Annotated in this window: 9 protein-coding genes; 6 read left to right on the forward strand and 3 right to left on the reverse strand. The window is 71.1% G+C overall.

Features of this window, described 5'->3' with window-relative positions; genetic code table 11:
- Positions 1–25: 25 nt before the first annotated feature.
- Genes A3G1_RS42110 through A3G1_RS0117865 form a run of 4 tightly spaced genes read left to right on the forward strand, consistent with a single transcriptional unit; the run spans position 26 to position 19,513 of the window.
- Entirely contained in the window at positions 26–637 is a 612-nt protein-coding gene (locus A3G1_RS42110; protein ID WP_018350841.1) for an AMP-binding protein, read from the forward strand.
- Positions 634–17,280, forward strand: coding sequence for a non-ribosomal peptide synthetase (locus tag A3G1_RS0117855; protein WP_018350842.1), 16,647 nt, complete (start codon positions 634–636; stop codon positions 17,278–17,280). The genes A3G1_RS42110 and A3G1_RS0117855 overlap by 4 nt, the downstream gene beginning before the upstream one ends.
- A gap of 38 nt (positions 17,281–17,318) precedes the next feature.
- Positions 17,319–18,257: an ornithine carbamoyltransferase gene (locus A3G1_RS0117860; protein WP_018350843.1), complete on the forward strand. Its 939-nt coding sequence runs from the start codon at positions 17,319–17,321 to the stop codon at positions 18,255–18,257.
- A complete protein-coding gene (locus A3G1_RS0117865; protein WP_018350844.1) occupies positions 18,254–19,513 on the forward strand; it encodes an MFS transporter in 1,260 nt (419 codons plus the stop codon). Before A3G1_RS0117860 ends, A3G1_RS0117865 begins: the two co-directional genes overlap by 4 nt.
- A gap of 323 nt (positions 19,514–19,836) precedes the next feature.
- Here A3G1_RS0117865 and A3G1_RS0117870 read toward each other — a convergent pair whose 3' ends face one another.
- Both A3G1_RS0117870 and A3G1_RS35395 read right to left on the reverse strand, forming a co-directional pair.
- Positions 19,837–21,615: an ABC transporter ATP-binding protein gene (locus A3G1_RS0117870; RefSeq protein WP_018350845.1), complete on the reverse strand. Its 1,779-nt coding sequence runs from the start codon at positions 21,613–21,615 to the stop codon at positions 19,837–19,839.
- Between the two features lie 43 nt (positions 21,616–21,658).
- On the reverse strand, positions 21,659–23,428 hold the full coding sequence (locus A3G1_RS35395) for an ABC transporter transmembrane domain-containing protein (RefSeq protein ID WP_083936981.1): 1,770 nt from the start codon (positions 23,426–23,428) through the stop codon (positions 21,659–21,661).
- Positions 23,429–23,720: 292 nt separating this feature from the next.
- Here A3G1_RS35395 and A3G1_RS0117880 point away from each other — a divergent pair, with 292 nt between their 5' ends.
- Complete coding sequence (locus tag A3G1_RS0117880; protein WP_018350847.1) at positions 23,721–25,097, forward strand: beta-N-acetylhexosaminidase; 1,377 nt, start codon at positions 23,721–23,723, stop codon at positions 25,095–25,097.
- Here the strand turns inward: A3G1_RS0117880 and A3G1_RS0117885 are convergent.
- Complete coding sequence (locus A3G1_RS0117885) at positions 25,027–25,959, reverse strand: EamA family transporter (protein ID WP_051110579.1); 933 nt, start codon at positions 25,957–25,959, stop codon at positions 25,027–25,029. The genes A3G1_RS0117880 and A3G1_RS0117885 overlap by 71 nt on opposite strands.
- Before the next feature lie 71 nt (positions 25,960–26,030).
- Here A3G1_RS0117885 and A3G1_RS0117890 point away from each other — a divergent pair, with 71 nt between their 5' ends.
- The gene (locus A3G1_RS0117890; RefSeq protein WP_018350849.1) at positions 26,031–26,915 is read left to right on the forward strand and encodes a LysR family transcriptional regulator; all 885 of its coding nucleotides are present in this window, start codon (positions 26,031–26,033) and stop codon (positions 26,913–26,915) included.
- Positions 26,916–26,952: the final 37 nt, after the last annotated feature.

Raw genomic sequence — 26,952 nt, forward strand, 5'->3', positions numbered from 1 at the left:
GCCAGCACCCCCTGAGGAGCCTCCCGTGACGCACGCCGATGTGATGACCCACCCCGGCCTGCTGATCGTCACCGATCTGCTCGGTGCGGTGCCGGGAGCCTGGCCGGCCGACGGCAAGTCCATAGTGGACGTGTTCGCCGAGGTGGTGGCCCGGGCACCGGGTGCCCCGCTGCTGCTGGGCGGGGAGCACTGCACCCCGGCCATGCTGGACGCGCGGGCCAACCAGTACGCGCACCAGCTCCGCAGCGCAGGGGCCCGCCAGGGCAACCCGGTCGGTGTCCTGCTGGACGGCAGCCCGGCCCGGCTCGCCGCCGTCGTCCTGGGCGTCTGGAAGACCGGGGCCGCGTACGTGCCCCTCGACCCGGCAGCCCCGCCCGGCGCGACCACAGAGCTGTTCGCCACGGCGGGAGCCGGGCTCGCGGTCACCGAGATGGCCCTCGCCGCCCGCTGCCCCGTACCGGCCCTGCTGGTCGACAAGCACGCCCTGATGGTGGCGGCCGGCCCGGCGCACGGCGCGCCCGGCGGCCCGGCCCCGCACGAGACAGCCTGCCTGCTGTGTACGCCTCACCGCCCCGAAGCCGTGGCCGTGAGCCATGAAGACCTGCTGTACCAGTTGACGAAGGAGCGCCAGGGATGACCACCGCCGCACAGCAGCCCGGACCCACCCGGGAGGAGCTGATCCAGCGCCGGCTGGCCGGGAAGGGCGGCGTGCGGCGTACCCGCATTCCCGCCGCCGACCGCGCTACCCCGCTCGTGCTGTCCTCGGGGCAGCAGCAGATGTGGTTCCTCAACCGGCTGGAGACGGCCAGCGCCGAGTACCTGGTGCCGGTCGTCCTGCGGATCACCGGCCAGCTCGACGCCGCCCGGCTCGACGCCGCGTGGAACGGCGTCCTCGCCCGGCACGAGATCCTGCGCACCCGGTACGAGCTGCTCGACGGCGCGCCGGTCCAGGTGATCGACGAGCCCGCCAGCCGTCCGCTGCGGACGGTCGACCTGTCGGACGCGTCGCTGGAGCGGGCCGCTGAGCTGGTCGCCGAGGAGTCGGCTTCCGGCTTCGACCTGGAGCGCGAGTGGCCGGCCCGTGCCACGCTGCTCCGTACCGCCGAGCACGAGCACACCCTCGTGCTCGTCTTCCACCACATCGCCTCCGACGCCTGGTCGACCGGAGTGCTGCTCGGCGAGCTGTCCGCCCTCTACAGCGGCGGGACGCTGCCCCCGCTGCCCGTGCAGTACGCGGACTTCGCGGCCTGGCAGCGTGCCCAGCCGGAGGACAAGCACCTCGCGTACTGGAAGGCGCAGCTCGCGGGCCTGGCCCCGCTGGAGCTGCCCGCCGACCGGCCCCGTCCGCTCGTGCGCGACTGGCATGGTGCCGTCGTGCCGTTCGAGCTGCCGAAGGACCTCGCCGCCGGGGTGCGCAAGCTCGCGGCCGCCGAGGGCGTGACGCTGTTCGCGGCGCTGCTGACGGCGTTCCAGGTGCTGATGGCCCGGTACACCGGCCAGTCCGACATCCCGGTCGGCACGGTGATCTCCGGCCGGGGCCGGTCCGAGCTGGACGGCATGATCGGCTACGGCATCAACAGCCTGGTACTGCGCGGCCTGTGGGACGGCGATCCGGCCTTCACGAGCCTGCTCGCCGGTACGCGTTCCACCGTCCTGGACGCCTTCGAGCACCAGGACATCCCGTTCGCCCGGCTGGTCGACGAGCTCCAGCCCGAGCGTGACATGTCGCGTACCCCGCTCTACCAGGTCGCGTTCAACATCCACGAGGACCTGTCGGCCGCTCCGGCCCTGGGGGACTGCGCCGTCGAGGTGCTGGACTCCGGCTCGCTGGTGTCCAAGGTGGACCTGAGCCTGCACGTCGTGGACGGGGCTGACGGCGGGCTGCGCGGCCACTTCGAGTACGCGACCTCGCTGTTCGACGCCGCGACCGTCGAGCGGATGGCCGGGCACTTCCACCGGCTGCTGGCCTCGGCCGTCGCCATGCCCACCGCCCGGCTGTCCGCGCTGGAGCTGCTGGACGAGGCGGAGCTGGCCGTGCTCATCACGCAGGGCGAGGACAACGGGCCGGTCGCCCGGCGCGTGCACGAGGCCTTCGAGCTCCAGGTCGAGCGGACTCCGGACGCGACGGCGATCGTCTACGGTACCGAGGCGCTGACCTACGCCGAGCTGAACGCCCGCGCCAACCAGCTCGCCCACAAGCTCCGTGACCTCGGGGCCGGCCCGGAGACCGTGGTCGGCGTACACCTCGAACGTGGTCTTGATCTTGTTCCGGCGCTCCTCGGCGTCCTGAAGTCCGGAGCGGCGTATCTCCCGCTGGACCCGGCGCAGCCCGCCGACCGGCTGGAGTTCATGCTGGCCGACGCCGGCGCCCCGATCCTGATCGCCGACAACGAGAACCTGTCGTTCTCCGGCACCACGATCACGCCTGCTGCGGACGGCCCTGCGCACAACCCAGCCGTCGCAGGCTCTCCCGGCAACCTGATCTACGTCATCTACACGTCCGGCTCGACCGGCAAGCCCAAGGGCGTCTGCCTCACCCACGCCAACGTCCTGCGGCTGCTCCAGATCGCCGAGCGCCACTACGCATTCGGTACCGAGGACGTCTGGCCGCTCTTCCACTCCTACGCCTTCGACGTGTCGGTGTGGGAGCTGTGGGGCGCGCTGCTCTACGGCGGCAAGCTCGTCGTCCCGTCGCGTGACGTCACCCGTTCTCCGGAGGACTTCCTCGACCTCCTGGTCGAGCACCAGGTGACCGTGCTCAACCAGACCCCTTCGGCGTTCCGTGGCCTGGTGAACCTGGCCGGTGCCGGAGACCCGCGCATCGACCGGCTCGCCCTGCGTGCCGTCGTCTTCGCTGGCGAGAAGCTGGAGTTCGGCGAGCTGGCCCCGTGGGTGAGCCGCCGGGGCCTGGCCGCCCCGCGCCTGCTCAACATGTACGGCATCACCGAGACCACCGTGCACTCCACGTTCTACGAGGTCACGGATGCCGACATCACCAGCCACGGCAACCCCGTCGGCTACCCCCTCGCCGACCTCCGCATCCACCTGCTCGACCAGGCCGGCCGTCCCGTGCCGATCGGTGTCCCCGGCGAGATCCACGTCGGCGGCCCCGGCGTGGCCCGCGGCTACCTCAACCGGCCGGAGCTGACGGCCGAGCGCTTCGTGCCCGACCCGTTCGGCGCGCCCGGTGAGCGGCTGTACAAGAGCGGTGACCTGGCCAAGCGCAACCCGGACGGCAGCCTGGAGTTCTGCGGCCGCATCGACCACCAGGTGAAGATCCGCGGGTACCGGATCGAACTCGGTGAGATCGAGGCCGCGATGGGCACGATCCCCGGCATCCGCGACGCGGTCGTGATCGTCCGTGAGGACACGCCGGGGGACAAGCGCCTGGTCGGCTACAGCGTGCCGGTCGACGGCGCGGTGCTGGCCTCCAGTGAGATCCGCGCGCACCTGCTGCGCACGCTGCCCGAGTACATGGTCCCCGGTGTGTTCATCCCGCTGGGCAAGCTGCCGCTCACCCCGAACGGCAAGCTCGACCGGCGCGCGCTGCCCTCGCCGGATCGCTCTGCTCTGGACACCCAGCGCGAGTACACCGCGCCGCGTACCACCGAAGAGGAGCAGCTCGCCGCGATCTGGCGCGAGACGCTCGGCATCGACCAGGTCGGCGTGCACGACGGCTTCTTCGACCTCGGCGGCGACTCGATCCGGGCCGTGGGCCTGGCCGGAGCGCTCCGGGCCGCCTCGTACGACGTGGCTGTCCGCGACATCTTCGAGCACCGTACCGTCGCGGCCCTCGCCGAGTTCCTGACCGGCCGCTCGGCCCCGGCTGAGCAGCTCCCGCCGGTCGAGCCGTTCGCGCTGGTCGCGGAGCCGGACCGGGCCAAGCTGCCGGCCGGCGTCACCGACGCGTACCCGTGCTCGCAGGTCCAGCTCGGCATGCTCGTGGAGATGATGGCCGACGACGGCCGCAACCACTACCACAACACCACGTCGTTCCGGATCGTCGACGACCAGCCGTTCTCCCTCGAAGCGCTGCGGGAGGCCGGCCGGCTCGTCACCGCACGGCACGAGATGCTGCGCACCTCCTTCGACCTCACCACGTACTCGGCTCCGCTCCAGCTCGTGCACGCGGCCGCAGAGCTGTCGATCGAGGCCAGTGACCTGATCGGGCTCGGCGGCGAGGACCTCAGGAACGCGCTGCGTGCCCACATGGCCACCGAGCGGGCCGACGTGTTCGACCTGGCCACCGCGCCGCTGGTCCGCTTCCACGCGCACGCCACGAGCGACGGGAGCTGGTGGCTCACCATCACCGAGTGCCACGCGATCCTGGAGGGCTGGAGCCACCACTCCCTGATCATGGAGCTGGTCTCGGCGTACCACCGGATCCGCGACGGGCTCGCGCCGGAGCCGTTCGACGCGCCTTCCGTCCGGTACGCGGACTTCATCGCGGCCGAGCTGCGCGCGCTGGAGTCCGGAGAGGACATCGCGTACTGGAAGGACATCGTCAGCCGGTACCCGAAGTTCAGCCTGCCCTCGGCGTGGGCCGACCCGCAGGCCGAGCCGGGTGACCCGTACGAGGTGTGGATCCCGGTGCACGACCTCGAACCGGCGCTCCGGGCCGCCGCGACGCGGGCGAAGGTGCCGCTGAAGGCTGTGCTGCACGCCGCGTACCTGAAAGTCATGAGCCAGCTCACCGACGAGCAGGTGTTCTTCAGCGGCCTGGTGTGCAACGCACGCCCGGAGGCTCCCGGTGCCGACCGCGTCTACGGCCTCTACCTGAACCCGCTGCCCTTCGCCTACGACCGCAGCGCCCGCACGTGGCGCGACCTGGTGCAGCAGGTCTTCGACCGCGAGATCGAGCTGTGGCCGCACCGCCGCTTCCCGCTGCCGATCATCCAGCGCGACCTGGGCGACGGCGGCCGGCTGCTCGACGCGCGGTTCAGCTACCAGGACTTCCACCAGGTCGACTCGTCGGTCGTCGACTACGAGGCCACGCTCGACGACAGCCCGAACGAGTTCCCGCTCGGCGTGGCCACCCCGGCCGGGTTCATGATCCTCACGGCGAACCGGCGGTTCGTCCAGCCGGAGTACGTGGACGCGATGGCCGCCATGTTCCGTGGCGTGCTGGAGGCGATGGCCGCGGACCTCGACGGCGACGCCCGCGAGGTGTTCCTGGGCGAGGCGGAGCGCTCGCTGCTGCTCGGCCAGTGGCCGGGCCCGGTCGCGCCGCTGATCCCGGACACCGTGCTGACCCGGTTCGAGGCGCAGGCCGCCCTGACCCCGGCCCATGTCGCGATCACGGCTGGCGGCTCGGACCTGACCTACGCCGCGCTCGACCAGCGCGCCAACCAGATCGCCACGTACCTGCGCTCGCGGGGCGTCACCGCTGGCTCCGTCGTCGCGGTCCTCCTGGAGCGCAGCGCCGACCTGCTCGCGAGCATGCTGGGCACCTGGAAGGCCGGCGGCGCGTACGTGCCGATCGACCCGTCATACCCGGCCGACCGGGTCGGTTCGATGCTGGCCGACGCCGGAGCCGTCCTCGCGATCACGTCCGCCGAGTACGCGGACCGGTTCACTGTGGACACTGTCCTCGCCGGGTCGATCGACGGCCCGGCGGATACCGTCTCCCGTACGACCGACCCGGACGAGCTGGCCTACGTCATCTTCACCTCCGGCTCGACCGGCCGGCCCAAGGGCGTGCAGGTCACCCACCGGGGCCTGGCCAACCACGTGATCTGGGCCGCCGAGGAGCTGGCGTCGAAGGGTACGGGCGGAGCGCCGCTCTTCTCCTCCGTGGCTTTCGACCTGGTCGTCCCGAACCTGTGGGGCCCGCTCGTCACCGGCCAGCGCGTGTTCGTCGTCGACCACCACCTCGACATGGCCGAACTGGGCGCGACGCTGGCCGAGGCCGGCCCGTTCAGCTTCATCAAGCTCACCCCGGGTCACCTGGAGATCCTGGGTCACCAGCTCGGCGACGAGGCGGCCGCAGCGCTGGCCCCGATCATCGTCGTCGCCGGTGAGGGCCTGCCCGGCGCGCTCGCCAACCGCTGGCTGGCGCTGCTCGGGCCGGGTGGGCTGGTCAACGAGTACGGCCCGACCGAGGCCTCCGTCGGTACGTGCATCTTCCCGGTCCTCACCGAGCAGGGCGCGGAGATCGTCCCCATTGGACGGTCGCTGCCGAACCTCACGATGTACGTGCTCGACGCCCAGATGCGTCCCGCCCCGATCGGCGTGACCGGCGAACTCTACGTCGGCGGCACCGGCGTGGCCCGTGGCTACGCCAACCGGCCGGACCTCACGGCCGACAAGTTCGTCCCTGACCCCTACGGCGCGCCCGGCTCCCGCCTCTACCGGACCGGTGACCTGGTCCGCCGCCTCGCCGACGGCAACGTGGACTTCCTCGGCCGCGTCGACGACCAGGTGAAGATCCGCGGCTACCGGATCGAGCTGGGTGAGATCCAGGCGGTCATCGCCGCGCACCCCGCGATCCGCGAGGCCGCCGTGATCGTCCGCGACCAGCAGATCCTCGCGTACTACACGCTCGCGGGCTCCCAGACGGCCGATGACCTGCTCGCGCACTGCGCGCAGACCCTCCCCGACTACATGCTGCCCGGCTCGCTCGTTCACCTGGACCGGATCCCGCTGAACGCGAACGGCAAGGTGGACAGGCGCGCGCTGCCCGATCCGGAGGCCGCAGCCGAGGACACCGCGTCGTTCGTCGCTCCGCGCACCCAGCTCGAAGCGGAGATCGCAGCGATCTGGCAGGCCGTGCTGGCCCTGCCGCAGGTCAGCGTCGAGGACAGCTTCTTCGACATCGGCGGCCACTCGATCCGGGCCATCGCCCTGGTCGGCGCGCTGCGCACGGCCGGGCACAAGGTCGCCGTCCGCGACGTGTTCGAGCACCGCACCGTCGCGGCCCTCGCCCTGCACCTGGGCGGCCCGGTCGCCGACGTCAGGGAACTCACCGCCGTCGCGCCGTTCGCCCTGCTGTCCGAGGAGGACAAGGCGCTCCTTCCGCAGGGCCTCGCCGACGCGTACCCGGTGTCACAGGTCCAGCTCGGCATGCTCGTCCTGGGCCTCACCGACGAGCAGGCCGCCTACCACAACTTCTCGGCCTTCCGGATCAGCGACGCCCAGCCGCTTGACGCCGGTGCGCTGACCGAGGCGGTGCAGATCGTGGTCGCGCGCCACGAGACGCTGCGGACCTCCTTCGCGCTTTCCGGTTACTCGGTACCGGTGCAGCTCGTCCACTCCTCAGCCAGCGCCGAGGTGACCGTCCGCGACCTGCGCGGGCTCGACACCCAGGCGGAGCTGCGGGCCTTCACGGCGGCCGAGCGGGCGCGCCGCTTCGAGGTGGACGAGTTCCCGCAGGTGCGCGCGGCCGGCCTCATCGACTCGGACACCAGCTGGTGGCTCGCGCTCACCATGTCCCACGCGATCATCGAGGGCTACAGCCACGCCTCGCTCCTGATGGAGATCATCGGCACGTACCACCAGGTACGCGACGGCCAGCCGGTCACCTTCGAGGCGCCGGCCGTCCGGTACGCGGACTTCATCGCGGGCGAGCTCGAAGCCCTGGAGTCCGCGGAGGACGAGACGTACTGGAGGAACATCACCTCCCAGTACGAGAAGTTCGAGTTCCCGCCGGGCTGGGGCGAGGCGGCCCAGTTCGAGCTGCGCGGCACCGTCGTGGACCTCAAGGACCTGATGCCGCAGCTCCGGGCCCTCGCCACGAGCACGAAGACCTCGCTGAAGAGCGTGCTGCTCGCCGCGCACCTCAAGGTACTCAGCCAGCTGACCACCGCCGACGCCTTCCACGCCGGCCTGGTCTGCCACGGCCGCCCCGAGCTCGAAGGCGCCGACCGGGTGTACGGCATGCACCTCAACACCCTCCCGTTCGGCTACGACCGCACCGCGCGGACGTGGACCGCGCTCATCCAGGCCGTCTTCGACCGTGAGGTCGCCCTGTGGCCGCACCGCAGGTACCCGCTGCCAGCAGTGCAGCGCATGGCCGGCGGCGGCCGCCTCCTGGAGTCCCTGTTCAACTACCTGGAGTTCGACCAGGTCGACCAGGGCCAGGTGGACGTCGGCGCGGCGATCGAGGAAGCGCCGAACGAGTTCGGGCTCAACGTGTCCGTGCTCGACGGCGGCCTGTCCGTCACCGCGCACAGCCACGTACTGAGCCAGGACAACGTGCTCCGTATCGCCGAGATGCACCGGCTCGTCCTCGCCGCGATGGCGGGCGACGCGCACGGCGACGCCCAGGCCACGTACCTTCCTTCCGCCGATCTGTCCATCCTGGACACCGTCCCGGCCACACGGGAGCAGCAGAGCACCCTGCACGAGCTGTTCGAGGCCCAGGTGGCCCGGACCCCGGAGGCCATCGCGCTCACCTGTGGCCCGGCCAGCCTGACCTACGCCGAGCTGAACGAGCAGGCCAACCAGCTCGCCCACCTGCTGCGCGAGCGCGGGGCAGGGCCCGACCAGCTCGTCGGCGTGTGCCTCGACCGTGGCCTCGACCTGGTCGTCTCGCTGCTCGCTGTGCTCAAGTCGGGCGCTGCGTACCTGCCGCTCGACCCCCAGTACCCGGCCGACCGCCGCGCCTACATGCTCGAAGACGGCGGCGCGCGCCTGGTCATCACACGCGACGAGGGTCTCACCATCGAGACGGTGGCCCCGGACGCCGGCCACGGGTACCCGATCAGCAACCCGGAGCCACTGTCCACTCCGGACAACCTGATCTACGTCATCTACACCTCCGGCTCGACCGGCAAGCCGAAGGGCGTGGCGCTCAGCCACGCGAACGTGCACCGGCTCTTCACCGTCACCGAGGAGCAGTTCGCCTTCGGGGCGGCCGACGTGTGGACGCTGTTCCACTCCTACGCCTTCGACTTCTCAGTGTGGGAGCTGTGGGGCCCGCTGCTCTACGGCGGCAGGCTGGTCGTGGTCCCGTTCGACGTGGCCCGCAGCCCGGAGGACTTCCTGACGCTGCTCGTCACCGAGCAGGTGACGATCCTGAACCAGACCCCGTCGGCGTTCCGCTCCCTGGTCACGGCCGCCGGCTCCGGCGACGAGCGGATCGGGAACCTCGCCCTGCGCGCGGTCGTCTTCGGCGGCGAGAAGCTCGAACTGGCCGAGCTGTCCCCGTGGGTGACCCGCCTCGGCCTGGACAACCCGGCCCTGATCAACATGTACGGCATCACCGAGACCACGGTCCACGTCACCTACCACCGGATCACCACCCTCAACGGCCAGGTCAGCCCGGTCGGCGGCCCGCTCGGTGACCTCCGGGTCCACCTGCTCGACCAGCACGGCCACCGGGTGCCGGTCGGTGTGCCCGGCGAGATCCACGTCGGTGGCCCCGGCGTGGCCCGTGGCTACCTCAACCGGCCGCAGCTGACGGCGGAGCGCTTCGTGCCGGCGGCTGACGGCGAGCGCTGGTACCGCAGTGGTGACCTGGCCCGCCGCAACCCGGACGGCAGCCTGGAGTTCCTGGGCCGGATCGACGACCAGGTGAAGATCCGTGGCTACCGGATCGAGCTGGGCGAGATCAGCGCGGCCCTCACGGCCCAGCCCGGCATCCGGGACGCCGTCGTCATCGTCCGCGACGAGTCCCTGGTCGCGTACGTGATCGGCGAAATCTCCGACGTGACCGAGCTGCGTACAGCCCTCGGCGAGACCCTGCCCGCCTACATGATCCCGGCGGCCTTCGTCCCGATCGAGTCCATCCCGCTCACCGCCACCGGCAAGCTCGACAAGTTGGCGCTGCCCGACGCCGGTGACCTGATGGCGCACCGCGAGATCGTGGCCCCGCGCACGGACACCGAGGCCAGGATGGCAGCCGTCTGGGCCGGGGTCCTCGGCCTGGAGCAGGTCGGTGTCACGGACGGCTTCTTCGACATCGGCGGCGACTCGCTGCGCGCGGTGTCCCTGGCAGGCGCGATGCGCTCGGCCGGGCTGGAGGCCGGGGTCCGCGAGATCTTCGTCCACCAGACCATCGAGAAGCTGGCTGCCGCGCTGGGCGGCGAGCCGGTGGAAGCCTTCGAGCCGGTGGCGCCGTTCGCGCTGATCAGCGAGGCCGACCGGGCGTTGCTGCCCGCCGGCGTCAGCGACGCCTACCCGGCGACGCAGGCGCAGATCGGCATGGCAGTGGAGATCGCCAACGCCGACCGGCCGCTCTACCACATCGTGTCGTCGTTCAAGGTCACCGCCGATGGCCCGTTCCGCGCCGACGCGCTGCGCGCCGCTGTGCAGGAGGTGGCCGGGCGCCACGACACGCTGCGGACCGGCATCTCCCTGGCTGACTATTCGGTACCGATGCAGGTGGTCCACGCCTCCGCCCACGTCCCGGTGAATGTCTACATCGGAGCTTCGCGGCACGCCGAGTACGTGGCTGCCGAGCAGGCGACCCCGTTCGACCTGGCGACCCCGCCGCTGCTGCGGGTCGGCGTGCACGTCGAGGAGTCCGGCGACTGGTGGCTGACGCTGACCGTGAGCCACCTCGTCACGGGCGGCTGGGACTTCAACAGCCTCCTGATGGAGATCATCGACGGGTACCGGGGCTCCGTCCCGGCCGAGGCACCCGCCGTCCGGTACGCCGACTTCGTCGCCGCCGAGCTGGCCTCCCTCGCCTCGGAGGCCGACCGGGACTACTGGCGCGGCATCGTCACCGGCCACGCCCGCTTCGCCCTCCCCGCCGCGTGGGCCGGGCTGGACGAGCCCCGGGAGAATTACGAGATCCGCGTCGCGTACCACGACCTCGACGCCGCGCTCCGCTCGATCGCCGCGGAGAACTCGGTCTCGATCAAGGCAGTGCTGCACGCCGCGCACCTCAAGGTACTCAGCCAGCTCACCGAGGAAGAGGCCTTCTACTCCGGCCTGATCACCGACGCCCGGCCCGAGGTGCAGGGCGCCGACCGGGTGCACGGCATGTACATCAACACGCTGCCGTTCGCGTACGACCGCTCGGCCGGCACGTGGCGCGAGCTGATCCGGGCCGCCTTCGACCGCGAGGTCGAGCTGTGGCCGCACCGCAGGTACCCGCTGCCCGCCATCCAGCGCGAGACCGGCACCGGCAGGCACCCGATCGAGGTGGTCTTCGACTTCACCGACTACCACCAGGTCGACCAGGGCGCTGTCGACGCGGCCGGCGAGGTGACGGCCGGTGAGGGCGGCGGTACGGAGTTCGGCCTGCTCGTCGCCACGATGGCCGGTTTCGTCAGCCTCACCAGCAACACGCACGTGATCAGCCGGGCCAGCGCTGACCGCCTCGGAGCCATGTACCGGGCGGTCCTCGAAGCCATCGCGGCCGGCCAGGACGGCGACGCCCGCCTGGCGATCGTCCCGGCTCCGGTCAGCGAGACCGCACCGTTCACTGTGGACTCCACCGTCACGGCGCTGTTCGAGGCCCAGGTGGCCCGCACGCCCGACGCCGAGGCCGTCACGTGCGGCGGGCTCACCCTCACGTACCGGGAGCTCAACGAGCGGGCCAACCGCCTCGCCCACCGCCTCCGCGACCTCGGGGCCCGCCCGGAGACCCTGGTCGGCGTGTGCCTGGACCGTGGCCCCGAGATGCTGCCCGCGTTGCTGGGCGTCCTCAAGTCCGGTGCCGGGTACCTGCCGGTCGAGCCGGGCCTGCCCGAGGACCGGGTCAGCTTCATGCTGGCCGACGCGGGCGTGAGCCTGATGGTGTCGAACGACATCACCCGGTTCAGCGTCACGACGATCACCCCGGCCGCCGAGGGCTCGACGGCGAACCCCGAGCCGGTGAACTCGCCCGGCGACCTGATGTACGTCATGTACACCTCGGGCTCGACGGGCCTGCCGAAGGGCGTCGTCGCCACGCACCGCAACGTCGCCAGCTTCCTCGCCGCCTCGCACGAGCGGTTCGGCTTCCAGCCGGACGACGTGTGGCCGCTGTTCCACTCGTACGCCTTCGACGTGTCGGTCTGGGAGGCCTTCGGCGCGCTGCTGCACGGCGGCCGGGTCGTGATCGTGCCGCAGACAGCGCTGCGCTCGCCCGAGGAGTACCTGGACCTGCTGGTCGCCGAGCAGGTCACCGTGCTCAACCAGACGCCCTCGGCCTTCCGTGGCCTGGTGAACCTGGCCGTCGACGGCGACGAGCGGATCGATCAGCTGAGCCTGCGCACGGTGATCCTGGCCGGCGAGAAGCCCGAGCTGGCCGAGCTGAAGCCGTGGGCCGAGCGCTTCGGCCTCGCGAGCCCGGCGATCTACAACATGTACGGCATCACCGAGACCACGGTGGAGAGCCTGACCCACCGGATCACCGAGGCGGACCTGCGGCCGGGCGCCAACCCGGTCGGCTACCCCTTCGCGGGTATCAGCGTCCACGTCCTCGACCGCGAACTCCAGCCGGTGCCGGCCGGGGTCCCCGGGCAGGTGTACCTGGGCGGTCACGGCATCGCCCGTGGCTACCTCAACCGGCCCGACCTGACGGCGGAGCGGTTCGTGCCCGCCGAGGGCGGCGAGCGCTGGTACGCCAGCGGTGACCTGGCGCGGTTCAACGCCGACGGCTCGCTGGAGTTCCTCGGCCGCATCGACGACCAGGTCAAGCTGCGCGGGTTCCGCGTCGAGCTGGGCGAGATCACGGCCGTGCTGTCCGGGCATCCGGCCCTCCGCGACGTCGTCACCATCGTCCGCGACGAGACCCTGATCTCGTACTACGTGCCGATGTCCGAAGTGGACACGGCTGAACTCGCCGCCCTGTGTGCCGAGAAGCTGCCGGACTACATGGTCCCGGCCGCGTTCGTCGCGCTGGAGAAGCTGCCGCTGGCCGCGACCGGCAAGCTCGACCGCAAGGCCCTCCCGGCCCCGGACCGGTCGGCGCTCGGCTCGCAGCACGAGTACGTCGAGCCCCGGACGGTCACCGAGGAGCGGGTCGCCGCCGTGTGGCGGGACGTGCTCGGGCTGGCCGAGGTCGGCGTGCACGACAGCTTCTTCGACCTCGGTGGTGACTCGATCCGCGCGGTGAGCCTGGTCGGCGCGCTGCGGGCCGCCGGGTACGCCACGACGGTGCGGGACGTCTTCGCCCTGCGTACCGTCGAAAAGCTCGCGGCAGCGGTGACAGTCACCGAGGCGGGGCAGCCCGCCGGAGTGGCACCCTTCGCCCTGCTGTCCGAAGTGGACAGCGGCAGGCTCCCGGCCGGGCTCGCCGACGCCTACCCGGCGTCGCAGGTCCAGCTGGGCATGCTCCTGGAGCTGATGGCCAGCGAGGAACACGGCGCGTACCACAGCGTCGAGGCGCACCGCGTGACCGGAAGCTTCGACGAGGCACTGTTCCGGGCGCGGGCCGCCGAGGTTCTCGACCGGCACGAGGTGCTGCGGACATCGTTCGCGCTCGCGGGCTTCTCCGTCCCGATGCAGCTCGTCCACGCCGCGGCCGAGTCGCCTGCGGCAGCGAAGCAAGGCGGGCGGCGAGGCCCTGGAGTATCAGTCCAGCCGGTGATCTCGATCGCCGACCTGCGGGGCCAGGCGCGCGAGGACCAGGCCAAGGCCCTCCAGGGTTACGTCGCCAGCGAGCGCGCCACCCCGTTCGATCTCGAAGCCGCCCCGCTGCTGCGCCTCGGCGTGCACGTGGAGAGCGACGAGGCCTACTGGGTCACGTTCACCCTCTGCCACGCGATCACGGAAGGCTGGAGCATCCTCCAGCTGCTCCGCGAGCTGACGACCGGCGAGGTCCCGGCCCCGGCGGCCGTCCGGTACGCGGACTTCATCGCCGGCGAGCTGGAGTCGCTGGCCTCCGCCGAGGACCAGGCGTACTGGGCGGGCATCGCCGCCGGCTACAGCCCGTTCGGCCTCCCGGCCGGCTGGGGCGAGACCGGGAACGGCCCGCGCGAGCCCCGGCACGCGACCGTGCCCTTCACGGATCTCATGCCGGGCCTGCGCGCGCTGGCGACGGAGAGCCAGGCCTCGCTCAAGGCCGTACTGCACGCCGCGCACCTCAAGGTCATGACCCAGCTGACCGGCGAGCCCAGGTTCCACACGGGACTCGTCGCTGACGCCAGGCCCGAGGCGGCGGGTGCCGACCGGGTACACGGCATGTTCCTGAACACGGTGCCCTTCGCCCACGACCGGGGCGCGCGGACCTGGCGTGACCTGGTGACCCAGGTCTTCGACCGGGAAGTGGAGCTGTGGCCGCACCGCCGGTACCCGCTGCCGGTCATCCAGCGCGAGGCCGGCCGCCGATTGATCGACGTGTACTTCAACTACCAGAACTTCGGCGAGCCAGCGGAGGGCACGCAGGACGAGGTCACCACGTTCGGTGAGGGCACCAACGAGTTCGCCCTCGCCGTCATCGCGATCGGCCCCGTGTTCGAGCTGGCCAGCAACAGCCACGCGATCAGCCAGGCCAACCTCGACCGGCTGGCCGGCATGTACCGCGCGGTCCTCGAAGCGATGGCCACCGGCCCGGACGGCAACGCACAGAGCGTGTGCCTGCCGCCCGGCGAGCGCGACCGGCTGCTCGACTCCACACCGGAGGCGAGCGCCGAGCCGGTGACCCGGCGCGTGCACGAGGCCTTCGAGGAGCAGGCGCAGCGCACGCCCGACGCGACGGCGCTCGTGTTCGAGGGCCGTTCCCTCACGTACGCGGAGCTGAACGCGCGGGCCAACCAGCTCGCCCACAGGCTCCGTGAGCTGGGGGCCGGACCGGAGACCGTGGTCGGCGTACACCTCGAAAGGGGTCTGGATCTTGTTCCTGCCCTGCTCGGTGTGCTCAAGTCCGGAGCGGCGTATCTCCCGCTGGACCCGGCGCAGCCCGCCGACCGGCTGGAGTTCATGCTGGCCGACGCCGGAGCGCCGATCCTCGTCACAGACCTCGGCACGCTGTCCTTCGCCGGAGTCACCGTTCCGCCCACTGTGGACGGCCCGGTGCACAACCCGGCGATCGCCGGCTCGCCGGACAACCTGATCTACGTCATCTACACGTCCGGCTCGACCGGCAAGCCCAAGGGCGTCTGCCTGTCCCACGCGAACGTGCTCCGCCTGCTCACCACGGCACACGAGCACTACGCCTTCGACGAGACCGACGTGTGGCCGCTGTTCCACTCCTACGCGTTCGACGTGTCGGTGTGGGAGCTGTGGGGCGCGCTGCTCTACGGCGGCAAGCTCATCGTGCCGGCCCGCGAGACCGTCCGGTCCCCGGAGGACATGCTCGACCTGCTCGTCGACGAGGAGGTCACGGTGCTCAACCAGACGCCGTCGGCCTTCCGTGGCCTGGTCGCGCTCGCCGGGGCCGGTGACAAGCGGGTCAGGAAGCTCAGCCTGCGGGCTGTCGTCTTCGCCGGCGAGAAGCTGGAGATGCCGGAACTGCGGCCGTGGGTGGAGCGCCTGGGCCTCGGCCGGGTCGCCCTGATCAACATGTACGGCATCACCGAGACCACAGTGCACAGCACCTACCACCGCGTCACCCGCGCCGACCTCGAACCGGGTGCCGGCAACCGGATCGGCCGCCCGCTCGCCGACCTGCGGATCTACCTGCTCGACGCCTACGGCCAGCCGGTACCCCTCGGCGTCCCCGGCGAGATCTACGTCGCCGGCGCAGGCGTGGCCCGTGGCTACCTCAACCGGCCAGAGCTGACAGCCGAGCGCTTCGTACCCGACCCGTTCGGCCCGGCCGGTGGCCGCCTCTACAAGAGCGGTGACCTGGCCCGGCGGCTCCCGGACGGCAGCCTGGAGTTCTGCGGCCGGATCGACCACCAGGTGAAGATCCGCGGGTACCGGATCGAGCTGGGTGAGATCGAGGCGGCCCTCGCCGAGCTGGCCGCCGTCACCGAGGTCCGCGTGATCGTCCGCGAGGACATCCCGGGCGACAAGCGCCTCGTCGCGTACCTGGTCGGCACGCCGGGCACCCCGGCGCAGCTGCGGTCGATGCTGGCCAGGAGCCTGCCGGAGTACATGGTGCCGAGTGCCTTCGTCACGCTCGACCGGCTGCCGCTCACCCCGAACGGCAAGCTCGACCGGGCGGCACTGCCCAAGCCGGGCGACACGGCCGTCGCGGACCGCCGGCCGTACGCCGCCCCGCGCACCCCGGCCGAGGAACTGGTCGCGGGCGTCTGGCAGGAAGTACTCGGCGCGGAGCAGGTCGGCCGCGACGACCGGTTCTTCGAGCTCGGCGGCCACTCGGTCCTCGTGGTGCAGGTCGTCACGCGGCTCCGCCAGGTCGGCCTGCCCATCGCCCTCCGCAGCCTGTACCAGGACCCGACCGTCGCTGACCTCGCCGCCGAGCTGACCGGCACCCCGGCGCACCGGCCCAAGAGCGACAGGATCCCGTCGCCGGAAGCGGTGATGGCCGCCCACGACGTGCCGGGCGTGGCCGTGGCGCTGCTCAAGGGCGGGGAGGTCGTGGCGATGGAAGGCTACGGCGTGCTCACCCCCGGCGGGGCCGAGGTGACACCGGAAACCGTCTTCCAGGCCGGCTCGATCAGCAAGCACGTGACGGCGCTCGCCGTACTGCGGCTCTGCCAGGACGGCGTGCTGTCCCTGGACCGCGATGCCAACGATTACCTGCGGTCGTGGCAGGTACCGGGGGAGGGCGTGCTGATCCGGCACCTGCTCGGCAACATCTCCGGGCTGACCGCGATCCCCAACGCCGACTTCGGCCCGGAGGACCAGGTACCAACGATCGAGGACGTGTTCTTCGGCCGTCACCCGGCCACCAACAAGCCGATCCAGCTCGAACACGCACCCGGCACGTTCTTCCAGCCGTCGAACATCAACTACCTGGTACTCCAGCAGCTCATGGAGGACACGACCGGGCTGCCGTTCGGGCACCTCACGCAGCAGGCAGTCTTCGAACCGCTGGGCATGACAGCCAGCAGCTTCGACCCGTTCTACCCGCGCACCGCCACGAACCCGGTCGCCTCCGGCCACGACAAGGACGGGACGCCGGTACCGGACGGCTGGCGGATCAGGCCAGACACCGGCTCGGCCGGCCTGTGGAGCACGGTGTCCGACCTCGTCCGGATCGCGGTGGACGTGCGTAGCGCGTACCACGGCGGCCCGTCGAAGCTCCTCACGCAGGAACTCGCCCGGCAGATGCTCACGATGGGCCTGCCCGGCAGCTTCTACGGCTTCGGCACCGTGCTCGACGACGGCCCCGGCGACCTGGAGTTCGGCCACGCCGGTGAACGCCCCGGCTACCGGGCGATGACCTTCACCTGGCTGCGGGGCGGCGACGGCCTGGTCGCGCTGACCAACGGCGAGAACGGCAAGGAGGTCGTCCAGTTCCTCGCGGCCGCCCTGGGCCGGACAGCCCGATGAGCCCGATGACCCGCACGACGCTCCCAAGGATGGCACCGATGGCACGGCACCTCGTCTCCGTCACCGACCTCACCGACGACGACCTGCGCGCCCTGACGGTCCGGGGCGCCGAGTTCGCCGCGGGCGCCCGCTCGGCGGCCCTCGCCGGGCGGGTCGCGGGGATCTACTTCTCCAAGACCTCGACCCGGACCCGGACGGCCTTCTCGGCCGGCGCGCTCCGGCTGGGCGCGAGCATCGTGTCCTACGGCCCCGGCGACCTCCAGACCAACACCGGAGAGACCACAGAGGACACTGGCCGGGTACTCTCCGGCATGCTCGACATCCTCGTCGCCCGCACGGCGGGGGACCAGGCCGAGATGCGCGGCTGGGCCGGGCAGGACCGGATGGCGGTCATCAACGCGATGAGCGCCATCGAGCACCCCACCCAGGCGCTCACCGACCTCACCACGCTCTGGCAGCAGTTCGGCCGGATCGATGACCTGTCCATCCTGTACGTCGGCGAGGGCAACAACACGGCAACGGCCCTCGCTCTCGCGCTGGCCCGCTTCCCCGGGGTGCGCCTCGAACTGCGGACCCCGCCCGGGTACGGCCTGCCATCGGACATCCTGGCCACCGCGCTGGCCAGCGCGGCACGGACCGGGGCCCAGGTCACCGAACGGCACGACATGGACGAGCTGCCGGGCGACCTCGACGTCGTCTACACCACCCGCTGGCAGACCACCGGGGCGGCGCACAGCGGGAACGGCTGGCGGGAGGTGTTCGCGCCCTTCCAGGTACGCGAGGAGCTGTGGCAGCGCAGTCCCAAGGCCGTCTTCATGCACGACCTCCCGGCCCACCGGGGCGAGGAGGTCACCGCGGAGGTGCTGGACGGACCAGCCAGCATCGCCTTCCGCCAGGCCGAGAACAAGATGCACAGCGCGATGGCCGTGCTCGAGTGGAGCCGCGCCGATTCCGATGGAGAGGAAAGGCAGTCATGAGCATTATCGAGGAATCGGCAGAGGCGGTCGCCCCGAAGAAGCCGGTACCACTCGGGCGGAACCGCGACTTCATGCTCCTGTGGACCGGGGCGGGGGTGTCGCACTTCGGTTCCCGGATGAGCGCGATCGCCTACACCCTCGTCGTGTACTGGAGCACCGGCTCCAAGACCCTCACCGGCCTGGTCACCTTCGCGGCCCTGCTGCCGTACCTGGTCACCCAGCTCCCGGCCGGCGCCTTCGTGGACCGCTGGGACCGCCGCAAGGTCATGATCTTCTGTGACCTCGGGCGGATCGCCGCGATCGGCGTCGCCGCCGTCACGGTCTTCCTCGGCCACGTCTGGGTACCGCTGCTCATGGTGGTGGCCTTCCTTGAGGCCAGCATGACCGTGTTCTACATGCTCGCCGAGCGGGCCGCCGTGTTCACTGTCGTGGACGGCAGCCAGATCGGCGGCGCGATGGCCCGCAACGAGGCCCGTGGCCAGGCAGCCGGCCTCCTGGGCCAGCCCGCAGGCACCCTGCTGTACTCCGTGACCAAGTGGCTGCCCTTCGGCACCACGGCCATCGCCCACCTGATCTCGCTGGTGACGCTGCTGTTCGTCCGGGCAGACCTCAAGGTCCAGCGGCGCAACGTGAAGCCGGACATCGTCGGCGAGGTCAGGGACGGCTTCAAGTTCGTCTGGAGCAAGCTCTACCTGCGCCGGGCCCTGCTGCTGATCTCGCTGAGCAACATCCTCTTCCAGGTGCTCAGCCTCGGCCTGATCGTGATCGTCAAGGACAACGGCGGCTCGCCGTCCACGATCGGCTTCATCCTGATCATCAACGGCCTCGGTGGCATGGTCGGCGCGCTGACCAGCAACTTCTTCATGAGCCGGTTCAGCATCCGGTACATCTTCATCGGCGTGAACATCCTGTGGGCCGTCCTGATGCCCGCGATCGCCTTCGCCACCCACCCGATCGCGCTGGCCGCCATCTACTCCGTGATCATCTACGGCGCCGGAGTGTCCAACGTGGCCGGCATCGTCTACACCATGAAGATCACGCCGGGTGAGATGCAGGGCCGCGTCGGCTCGATCGCCACCCTGCTCGCCTCCGGCGCCAACTCCCTCGGCGCCCTCGCGGCAGGCCTGATCCTCGCGGCCTTCGTCACCAAGACCGCGATCCTGCTGGTGGGTGCGGCGATGACGTGCATCGCGATCCTCGCCATCCTCGGCTTCTCCGGAAAGAAGGCCAAAGAAGCCGACATCCCCCTCACGTAGTGCCGGCCCGCTGAGCGAAAATCTGAGCTGCGCAACGCAAAAGCCCGTGTACAACCAGTACACGGGCTTCCGCGTTGCTTGTCAGATTTCCGCTCAGCGGGCCACCGCGCCNCGGCAGGCGGCCCGCAGGGCACCAGCCGCCGGCAGGCGGCCGGACCCCGCTCTCACAGAACCATCAACCCCGCAGCCACAGCGCCGCGTTCTGACACCGGACTCGGTCCACACCGGACGACAGCACCCGGCCAGTCCGGCCACGACTCCAGTACACCCAAAGCTCTTGATCTTCACCAAGCCCAGCCCGCTGCCGCTCTCGCCCCGCCTGCCTACCTCGTCTGCTCCAGCCAGGAAGCGAAGAGCTTCGCGTACACGCTGCCCTCTTCCGCGACGAGTGCGCTGTGCGGGCCGCGCTGGACGATCCGCCCCGCGTCGAACACGATCACCTCGTCGGCGGCCTGGGCCGTCGACAGCCGGTGCGCGATCGCGATGGTCGTCCGGCCACGGGTCACGGCGTCGAGTGTCCTCGCGAGCCGGACCTCGGTCGCCGGGTCGACGGCCGAGGTGGCCTCGTCGAGGACCAGCAGGTCGGGGTCGGCCACGTACGCCCGGGCCAGCGCGACGAGCTGCCGCTCGCCGACGCTCAGCGCCTCGCCCCGCTCCCCGACCGGCGTGCTGAGCCCTTCCGGCAGGCCGGCGACCCAGTCACCGAGCCCCAGCTCCTCGAAGGCGGTGAGCAGCTCGGCGTCGGTCAGCTCCGGGCGGGCGAACCGCACGTTCCCCGCCACGGTCGTGTCGAACAGGAACCCGTCCTGCGGCACCATGACCACCCGGCTGCGCAGCGAGGCGAAGCTGATCCCGGTGAGCGGCTCACCGCCCAGCTCGACGGTGCCCTCCGCCGGGTCCATGAGCCTGGTCAGCAGCTTGGCGAAGGTCGTCTTGCCGGACCCCGTCTCGCCAACGACCGCCACCTTCCGCTCCGCGCGGATCTCGACGTCCACATCAGACAGAACCTTCGCGCCGCCCGGGTACGCGAACTGCACGCCCTTGAACGACACGCCCAGCGGCCCGGCAGGCAGCGCCTTGCCGTCGACCGGGTCGGCGACATCCGGCTGGACGTCGAGAACATCCAGCACCCGGCGCCAGCCGGCGATCGCGTTCTGGGCGTCGTTCAGGATCTCGGTGGCCATCTGCACCGGCTGGACGAACAGCGCGACCAGGAACAGGAACGCGGTCAGCTCGCCGACGCTCAGGTCGCCGCCCAGCCCGAGCGCGACGCCGAGCAGCACGACGCCGGCGTTGACCAGCCCGGCGGCGAGCTCGCCCAGCGAGAAGATGCCGACCGAGGTCCGCAGGCCCTGGTACTGGGCCTCCCGGTACTCCTCGACAGCCGTGTCGAGCCGGTCGGCCGTCCGGTCGTGGACGCCGTAGGCGCGGATGACGCTCGCGCCGACCACGCTCTCGGCCACGACGCCGAGCATGATGCCGACCTTGCTGCGGGCGATGCTGTACGCGCCGGCCAGCCGCTTCTGGAAGTGCCGGATCACGAAGGCCAGCGGGCCGAACGCCGCCCAGACCACGAGCGTCAGCTGCCAGGAGTACGCGAACATGATGATCGTCGCGACCAGGAGCTGGCCGAAGCTGATGATCAGGAGCAGCCCGCCGAACTGGAGGAACTGGCTGATCGTGTCGATGTCCCCGGTGACCCGGGAGACGAGCGAGCCGCGCCGCTCCGTCTGCTGGTGCAGGGTGGACAGGTTGTGGATGTGGCGGAACGTCTTGATCCGCAGCCCGGACAGCGCGCGCTCGCTCACGGTGAACAGCCGGCGGTTCATGAAGTAACCGCAGGTGACCGTGACGACCAGCATCGCGGCCGTCAGCGAGACGATCGTGCCGATCGCGCCCATGTCCGGCCCGCCGGCCGTGCGCAGGCCCTTGTCGATGCCCTGCTGGATCGCGACCGGTACGACGATCTTGCCGGCCGTGGCGACGACGGCCAAAGCCAGCGTGCCGGCGATGCCGGTCCTGAGCTCCGGCGACAGGGCCAGGCCCCGCCGCATCGTCGTGTACGTGGACTCTTCCGGCTCCAGTGCGACTGCCGCCGTCATGCTGCTGCCACCGCCGTCACCCTTCCACCCGTCCAGCTGTTCATCACGCGTCTTCCAGTTCCCGGTCGGCGTCGGACTCCTCGTACGCCGTGACCAGCTCGATGTATCCGGGCACGCTCGCCAGCAGTTCCTCGTGGGTGCCGGTGGCCACCACCCGGCCCTGCTCGATGTACACGACCTCGTCGGCGAGCGCGATCGTCGCCCTGCGGTACGCGACGACGAGCACCGAGGCGTCCGCCGCCCGGACGGCGGCGAGGATCTCCGCCTCCACCCGGGGGTCGACCGCGCTGGTCGCGTCGTCGAGGATCAGCAGCCGTGGCCCGCCAGCCAGTGCCCTGGCCAGGGTGAGCCGCTGCCGCTGCCCGCCGGACAGGCTGGTACCCCGCTCGCCGACCCGGGTGTCGAGCCCCTCCGGCAGCTTGGCGACGAACCCGGAGGCCTGTGCCAGCCCCAGCGCCCCGTCCACATCGGAGTCGCCAAGCCCGTCACGGCCGAGGGTGATGTTGCCTCTGATGGTGTCGTCGAAGACGAACGGCAGCTGCGGCACGAGCCCGACCGTCCCGGCGAGCGAGGCGCCGCTCAGCTCCCTGGCGTCGACGCCGTCGATCGTCACGAGCCCGGACGAGGGGTCGACGAGCCGGGCGGCCAGCGAGGCGATCGTGGACTTGCCCGCGCCGGTCGGCCCGACGAGCGCCACGGTCTTGCCCGGCGGGACGGTGAAGCTCACGTCCTCGATGGCCGGCACGCCGTCGTACTCGAAGGTCACGTTCTTGAACCTGACCACCGCCGGCCCGGAGCCCGGCAGCCCGGCCGAGCCGTAGGTCATGTCGCCGCGTGCGGTGATCACGTTCTGGAGCCGGTCCCAGCCGGCCACGCTGCGCGGCAGCTCGCCGAGCACCCAGCCGATCGCCCGGACGGGGAAGGCCAGCACCGTGAAGAGGAAGGCCACGCTGACCACGTCGGACACGGTCACCGCTCCGGCCCCGAGCCGCAGCCCGCCGACCACCAGGATCGCGAGCGTGCCGAGCTGGGGCAGCGCGTCCATCAGCGGGTCGAAGGCGCCCCGGATCCGGCCGACCTGGATCAGCGCGTCGCGCAGCTCCGTCGTCTTCGCCGCGAACCGCTCGGTCTCCGCCGCCTCCCGGCCCATCGTCTTGACGACCAGCGCTCCGTCGAAGCTCTCGTGCGCGATCTCGCTGACCTCGCCGCGCAGGGCCTGGGCCCGCGTGATCTTCGGGGACATCTTCCGCGAGTACACGACGTTGAGCGTGAACACCGCGGGGAAGACCACGAGGCTGACCAGCGCGAGCACCCAGTCGACGGCGAAGAGCGAGACGACGGCGCCGATCAGCATGACCAGGGTGCCGACGGCGAACGGGAAGGGCGCGATGGGCGACCAGGCCGCCTCGACGTCGGAGTTCGCGTTGGACAGCAGGTTGCCGGTGGGGTGCTTGGCGTGCCAGGACAGCGGGAGCTGCAGGTAGCGCCGGGTGACCTTGCGCCGGTAACTCGCCTGGAGGCGGAACTGCATCGAGCCTGCCCCCAGCCGCCGGCCGAAGATGCCGAGCACCTTCAGCATCGAGACGGCGAAGATCGCGGAGGCTCCGGCGGCGAGCGCGCCGTTCGTGGTGTGGCCGGAGTCGAAGGCCGGGATGATCACCCGGTCGATCACCTGGCCGACCACGTACGCACTGCCGATGGTCATCAGGCCGAAGAGACAGCTGCCGAGCACGGCCACCGTGAACCGGCGCGGCTCGTCGCGGATGGCCTGGCCCAGCACGCGCAGGCCCCGGCCGAGCACCCGATCGCTCATGTCAGCATCACATCCGTTTCTGGTCCTTACAATTTCTAGCCCCTGCCCGCCGGTGACGCATGTGGAGTGCGATCCAGATCACTCTCATTACGAAGCGTGCGCGCACTCCTACAGATCGACCGGAATCGCCGCCGGACCTGCGCATGCCCTCGTGTTCAGCAGGCTAGGCCACGGGTCTGACTTTTTGATACAGGTCGATGCATTCAGTCATCCCGCATTATTGTCAGGACCTTACGTAAAGAATCTTCATAGAGTACCGAGACCCGCGCCCACCAGCCCACCGGGAGTCCCCGTGTTGATTCCGCAGCCGGTCAGCCACCAGCCAGCGCCCGGCCACTTCGCCCTCTCGGCCGCGACCAGGGTCTCGGGCCCGCCCGAGATCACCACGCTGCTGCGCGAGCTGCTCGGCCTGCCGCTCCCCCCGGGCGGGGACATCACCTTCACGCTCACCGAGGGTCACGGGCCGGAGGGGTACGAACTCGACGTCACCACGGATGGCGTCGCCGCCACGGCCAGCACCGTGCAGGGCCTGCGCTGGGCCGTGCAGTCGATCGCCCAGCTCGCCCCGCAGGTACCGTGCGGGCGGATCGTGGACGCGCCGAAGCACGCCTGGCGCGGGGCACTGCTCGACGTGGGCCGGTGGCACCACCCGATCGGGTTCCTGCACACGTTCGCAGACATCCTGGCCGCCCACAAGCTGAACGTTTTCCACCTGCACCTCACCGAGGACCAGGGCTGGCGGTTCGAGGTCAAGCGGTACCCGAGGCTGACTTCCGTCGGCGCTCACCGCCGGTCTTCCCCGCTCGGCCACACGAACGACGGGCTGGACGACGGCCGGCCGCACGGCGGGTTCTACACGCAGGAGGAGCTGCGCGGGCTCGTCGCGTACGCGGCCAGCCGTGGCGTGCTCGTCGTGCCAGAGATCGACCTGCCCGGCCACACCCAGGCAGCCATCGCCGCGTACCCGGAGCTGGGCAACCGCCCCGAGGTCCAGCACGAGGTGATGACCAGGTTCGGCGTCAGCGAGCACGTCCTCAACGCCGAGGAGTCCACTGTGGAGTTCATGTGCCACGTGCTGGACGAGCTGGTGGACGTCTTCGGCGGCCCCTACGTGCATCTGGGCGGCGACGAGGTGCCACTGGCCGAGTGGTCCGCGCGCTACGAGAACCCGGAACGGCTGCTCGGCTGGTGGATCAGCCGCCTCGCCGCCCACCTCCGTACCCACGGCCGGCGCCCGATCGTGTGGGACGAACTGGTCGGCGCGGGAGTACCCGAGGACGCGATCATCATGGCCTGGCGCGGCCCCGAGCGGGTCGGCGAGGCCCTCGCGGCCGGCCACGAGGTGATCGCCGTCCCGCAGAGCCACATGTACCTCGACCACGGCGAGTCCACCGCACCCGGCGAGCCGCTGTCGATCACCGGCCCGCTCCCCCTGGACAGGGTCTACTCCTACGATCCCGGCCCCGGCGTGCTCGGCGTGCAGGGCAACCTGTGGTCGGAGTACCTGCCGACGCCGGAGCGGGCGCAGTACAACCTGCTGCCACGGCTCGCCGCCGTCGCCGAGGTCGCGTGGGGGACGGCTGGCGACGCCGGGGAGTTCAGGGCGCGGCTGGCTGGGCTGCTGCCCCGGTACGAGGCTGCTGGCTGGAACTACCGCCCGCTGGACTGACGGCCAGGCCGGGGCTGCTCGCCGCTTTCCTGGCACCCCACAGGACTCCGGCCACGACCAGCGCCCCGCCCAGCAGGTCCGTCGGGTACGGGCGCTCGCCGAGGAACAGCGCCGTCGAGGCGAGCCCGAAGAACGGGACCAGCATCGAGAACGGCGCGACCGTCCCGGCCGTGTACTTCCTGATCAGCGTGCCCCAGATCGCGAACCCGACCACCATCGACAGCCCCGAGGTGTACACGAGCGCCCCGGCGTCGATCCAGCGCAGGTCGGCCAGCTCGACCGGCGGGCCCTCGAAGACGAACGAGAGGACGAACAGCGGCACGGTCGCCACGCCGCTGGCCCAGATCAGGAACCTGAGGGCGTCCGGGGCAGCCGACTTCCGGGTGATCACGTTGGCGGTACCCCAGGCGATCGCCGCGCCGACCATCAGCGCGAAGGCCAGGGGCGGCAGGCTGGTGCCGACCCGGACGGCCACGACAGCCATGCCGGCCACGGCGACCCCGAGGCCGGTGAGCTGGGCGCGGCTCGGGCGTTCCCTGAGCGCGAGGAAGGCGATCACGATCGTGAAGCCCGCCTGGGCCTGGAGCAGCACCGAGGCCAGGCCGGGCGGCATGCCGGCGTTGAGCGCCCAGTACAGCAGGGAGAACTTGACCACCCCGAGCGTCAGGCCGTAGCCGAGCACCCAGCGCCACGCGACCTGCGGCCAGCCGATGAACAGCACGGCGGGGAAGGCGACCAGCCCGAACCGGACCGCGTTGAACAGCAGTGGCGGGAGCACTTCGAGCACCACGTGCAGCGCGATGAAGTTGACCCCCCAGATGGCGGCGACCAGCACGGCCAGTACAAGATCACGGGGTTTCATGGCTCGATACTGCCCTGCGCAAACATGTAGCACCAGTTCATATTTCTTCATCGTTGATTTAGCATCACTGCATGATGGATCTCGGCCGGCTGCGGGCCCTGCACGCTGTTTCCGTGTACGGCACGGTGCTCGCCGCCGCCAGCGCGCTGCACTGCACGCCGTCCGCCGTCTCCCAGCACCTCGGCAAGCTGGAGCGGGAGGTCGGCGCGCCGCTGGTCGAGCGGGACGGCAGGCGGCTGCGGCTGACCGAGCTGGGCCTGGTCCTGGCCGGCCACGCCGCGCGGGTCCTCGCCACGGTGGAGGAGGCCGAGGCCGCGGTCGTCGCGCACAGCCAGACCGTCACCGGCCGGATCCGGGTCGTCTCGATCGCGACCGCGTGCCGTGGCCTGGTCCCGCACGCCCTGGCCAGTCTCGCCGCCCGGCATCCCGAGCTGACCCTGGCCGTCCGGGAGGGCAATCCGGACATCGGCCTGGAGCAGGTCCAGCGCGGGCACGCCGACCTGGCCGTGGTCGACGACTGGCCGGAGGCACACCTCGACCTGCCTGCCGGTACGTCCTATGTGGAGCTGGGGCTCGACGTGGCGGACCTGCTCGCCCCGGCCGGCCGGTTCACCGGGCCGGTGCGGCTGGCCGAGCTGTTCGGCGAACGGTGGATCGCCGCGACACCCGGCGCGATCTGCCACACCTGGCTCACCCGCGTACTGCCCGGTGTGCAGCCCGACTTCCTGGTCGACGAGTTCGCCACGCAGTTCGAGCTGATCAGGGGCGGTTTCGGCATCGCGCTCGTGCCCCGGCTGGCCCGGACCGGCGTGCCGGACGGCATCGAGATCTGGCCGGTGCTGCCGATCCCGACCCGCCGCCTGATCGTCGTCTGGCGGACGGCGGCAGCGGCCCGGCCGGCCGTCGGAGCAGTGGTCAGCGCCCTCCGCGAGGCCTGGACCGCGACGAAGTCCTAGGACCTCTCAGAGGTCCTAACTCAATGACTGGCGGCGC

The sequence above is a fragment of the Longispora albida DSM 44784 genome (assembly GCF_000379825.1).
Lineage (GTDB): Bacteria > Actinomycetota > Actinomycetes > Mycobacteriales > Micromonosporaceae > Longispora > Longispora albida.

Coding starts and splice junctions, on each gene's coding strand:
- A3G1_RS0117865 (WP_018350844.1), top strand. CDS start 18,254: ATGAGCATTATCGAGGAATCGGCAGAGGCGGTCGCCCCGAAGAAGCCG.
- A3G1_RS0117870 (WP_018350845.1), bottom strand. CDS start 21,615: ATGACGGCGGCAGTCGCACTGGAGCCGGAAGAGTCCACGTACACGACG.
- A3G1_RS0117860 (WP_018350843.1), top strand. CDS start 17,319: ATGGCACGGCACCTCGTCTCCGTCACCGACCTCACCGACGACGACCTG.
- A3G1_RS0117890 (WP_018350849.1), top strand. CDS start 26,031: ATGATGGATCTCGGCCGGCTGCGGGCCCTGCACGCTGTTTCCGTGTAC.
- A3G1_RS35395 (WP_083936981.1), bottom strand. CDS start 23,428: ATGAGCGATCGGGTGCTCGGCCGGGGCCTGCGCGTGCTGGGCCAGGCC.
- A3G1_RS0117855 (WP_018350842.1), top strand. CDS start 634: ATGACCACCGCCGCACAGCAGCCCGGACCCACCCGGGAGGAGCTGATC.
- A3G1_RS0117885 (WP_051110579.1), bottom strand. CDS start 25,959: ATGAAACCCCGTGATCTTGTACTGGCCGTGCTGGTCGCCGCCATCTGG.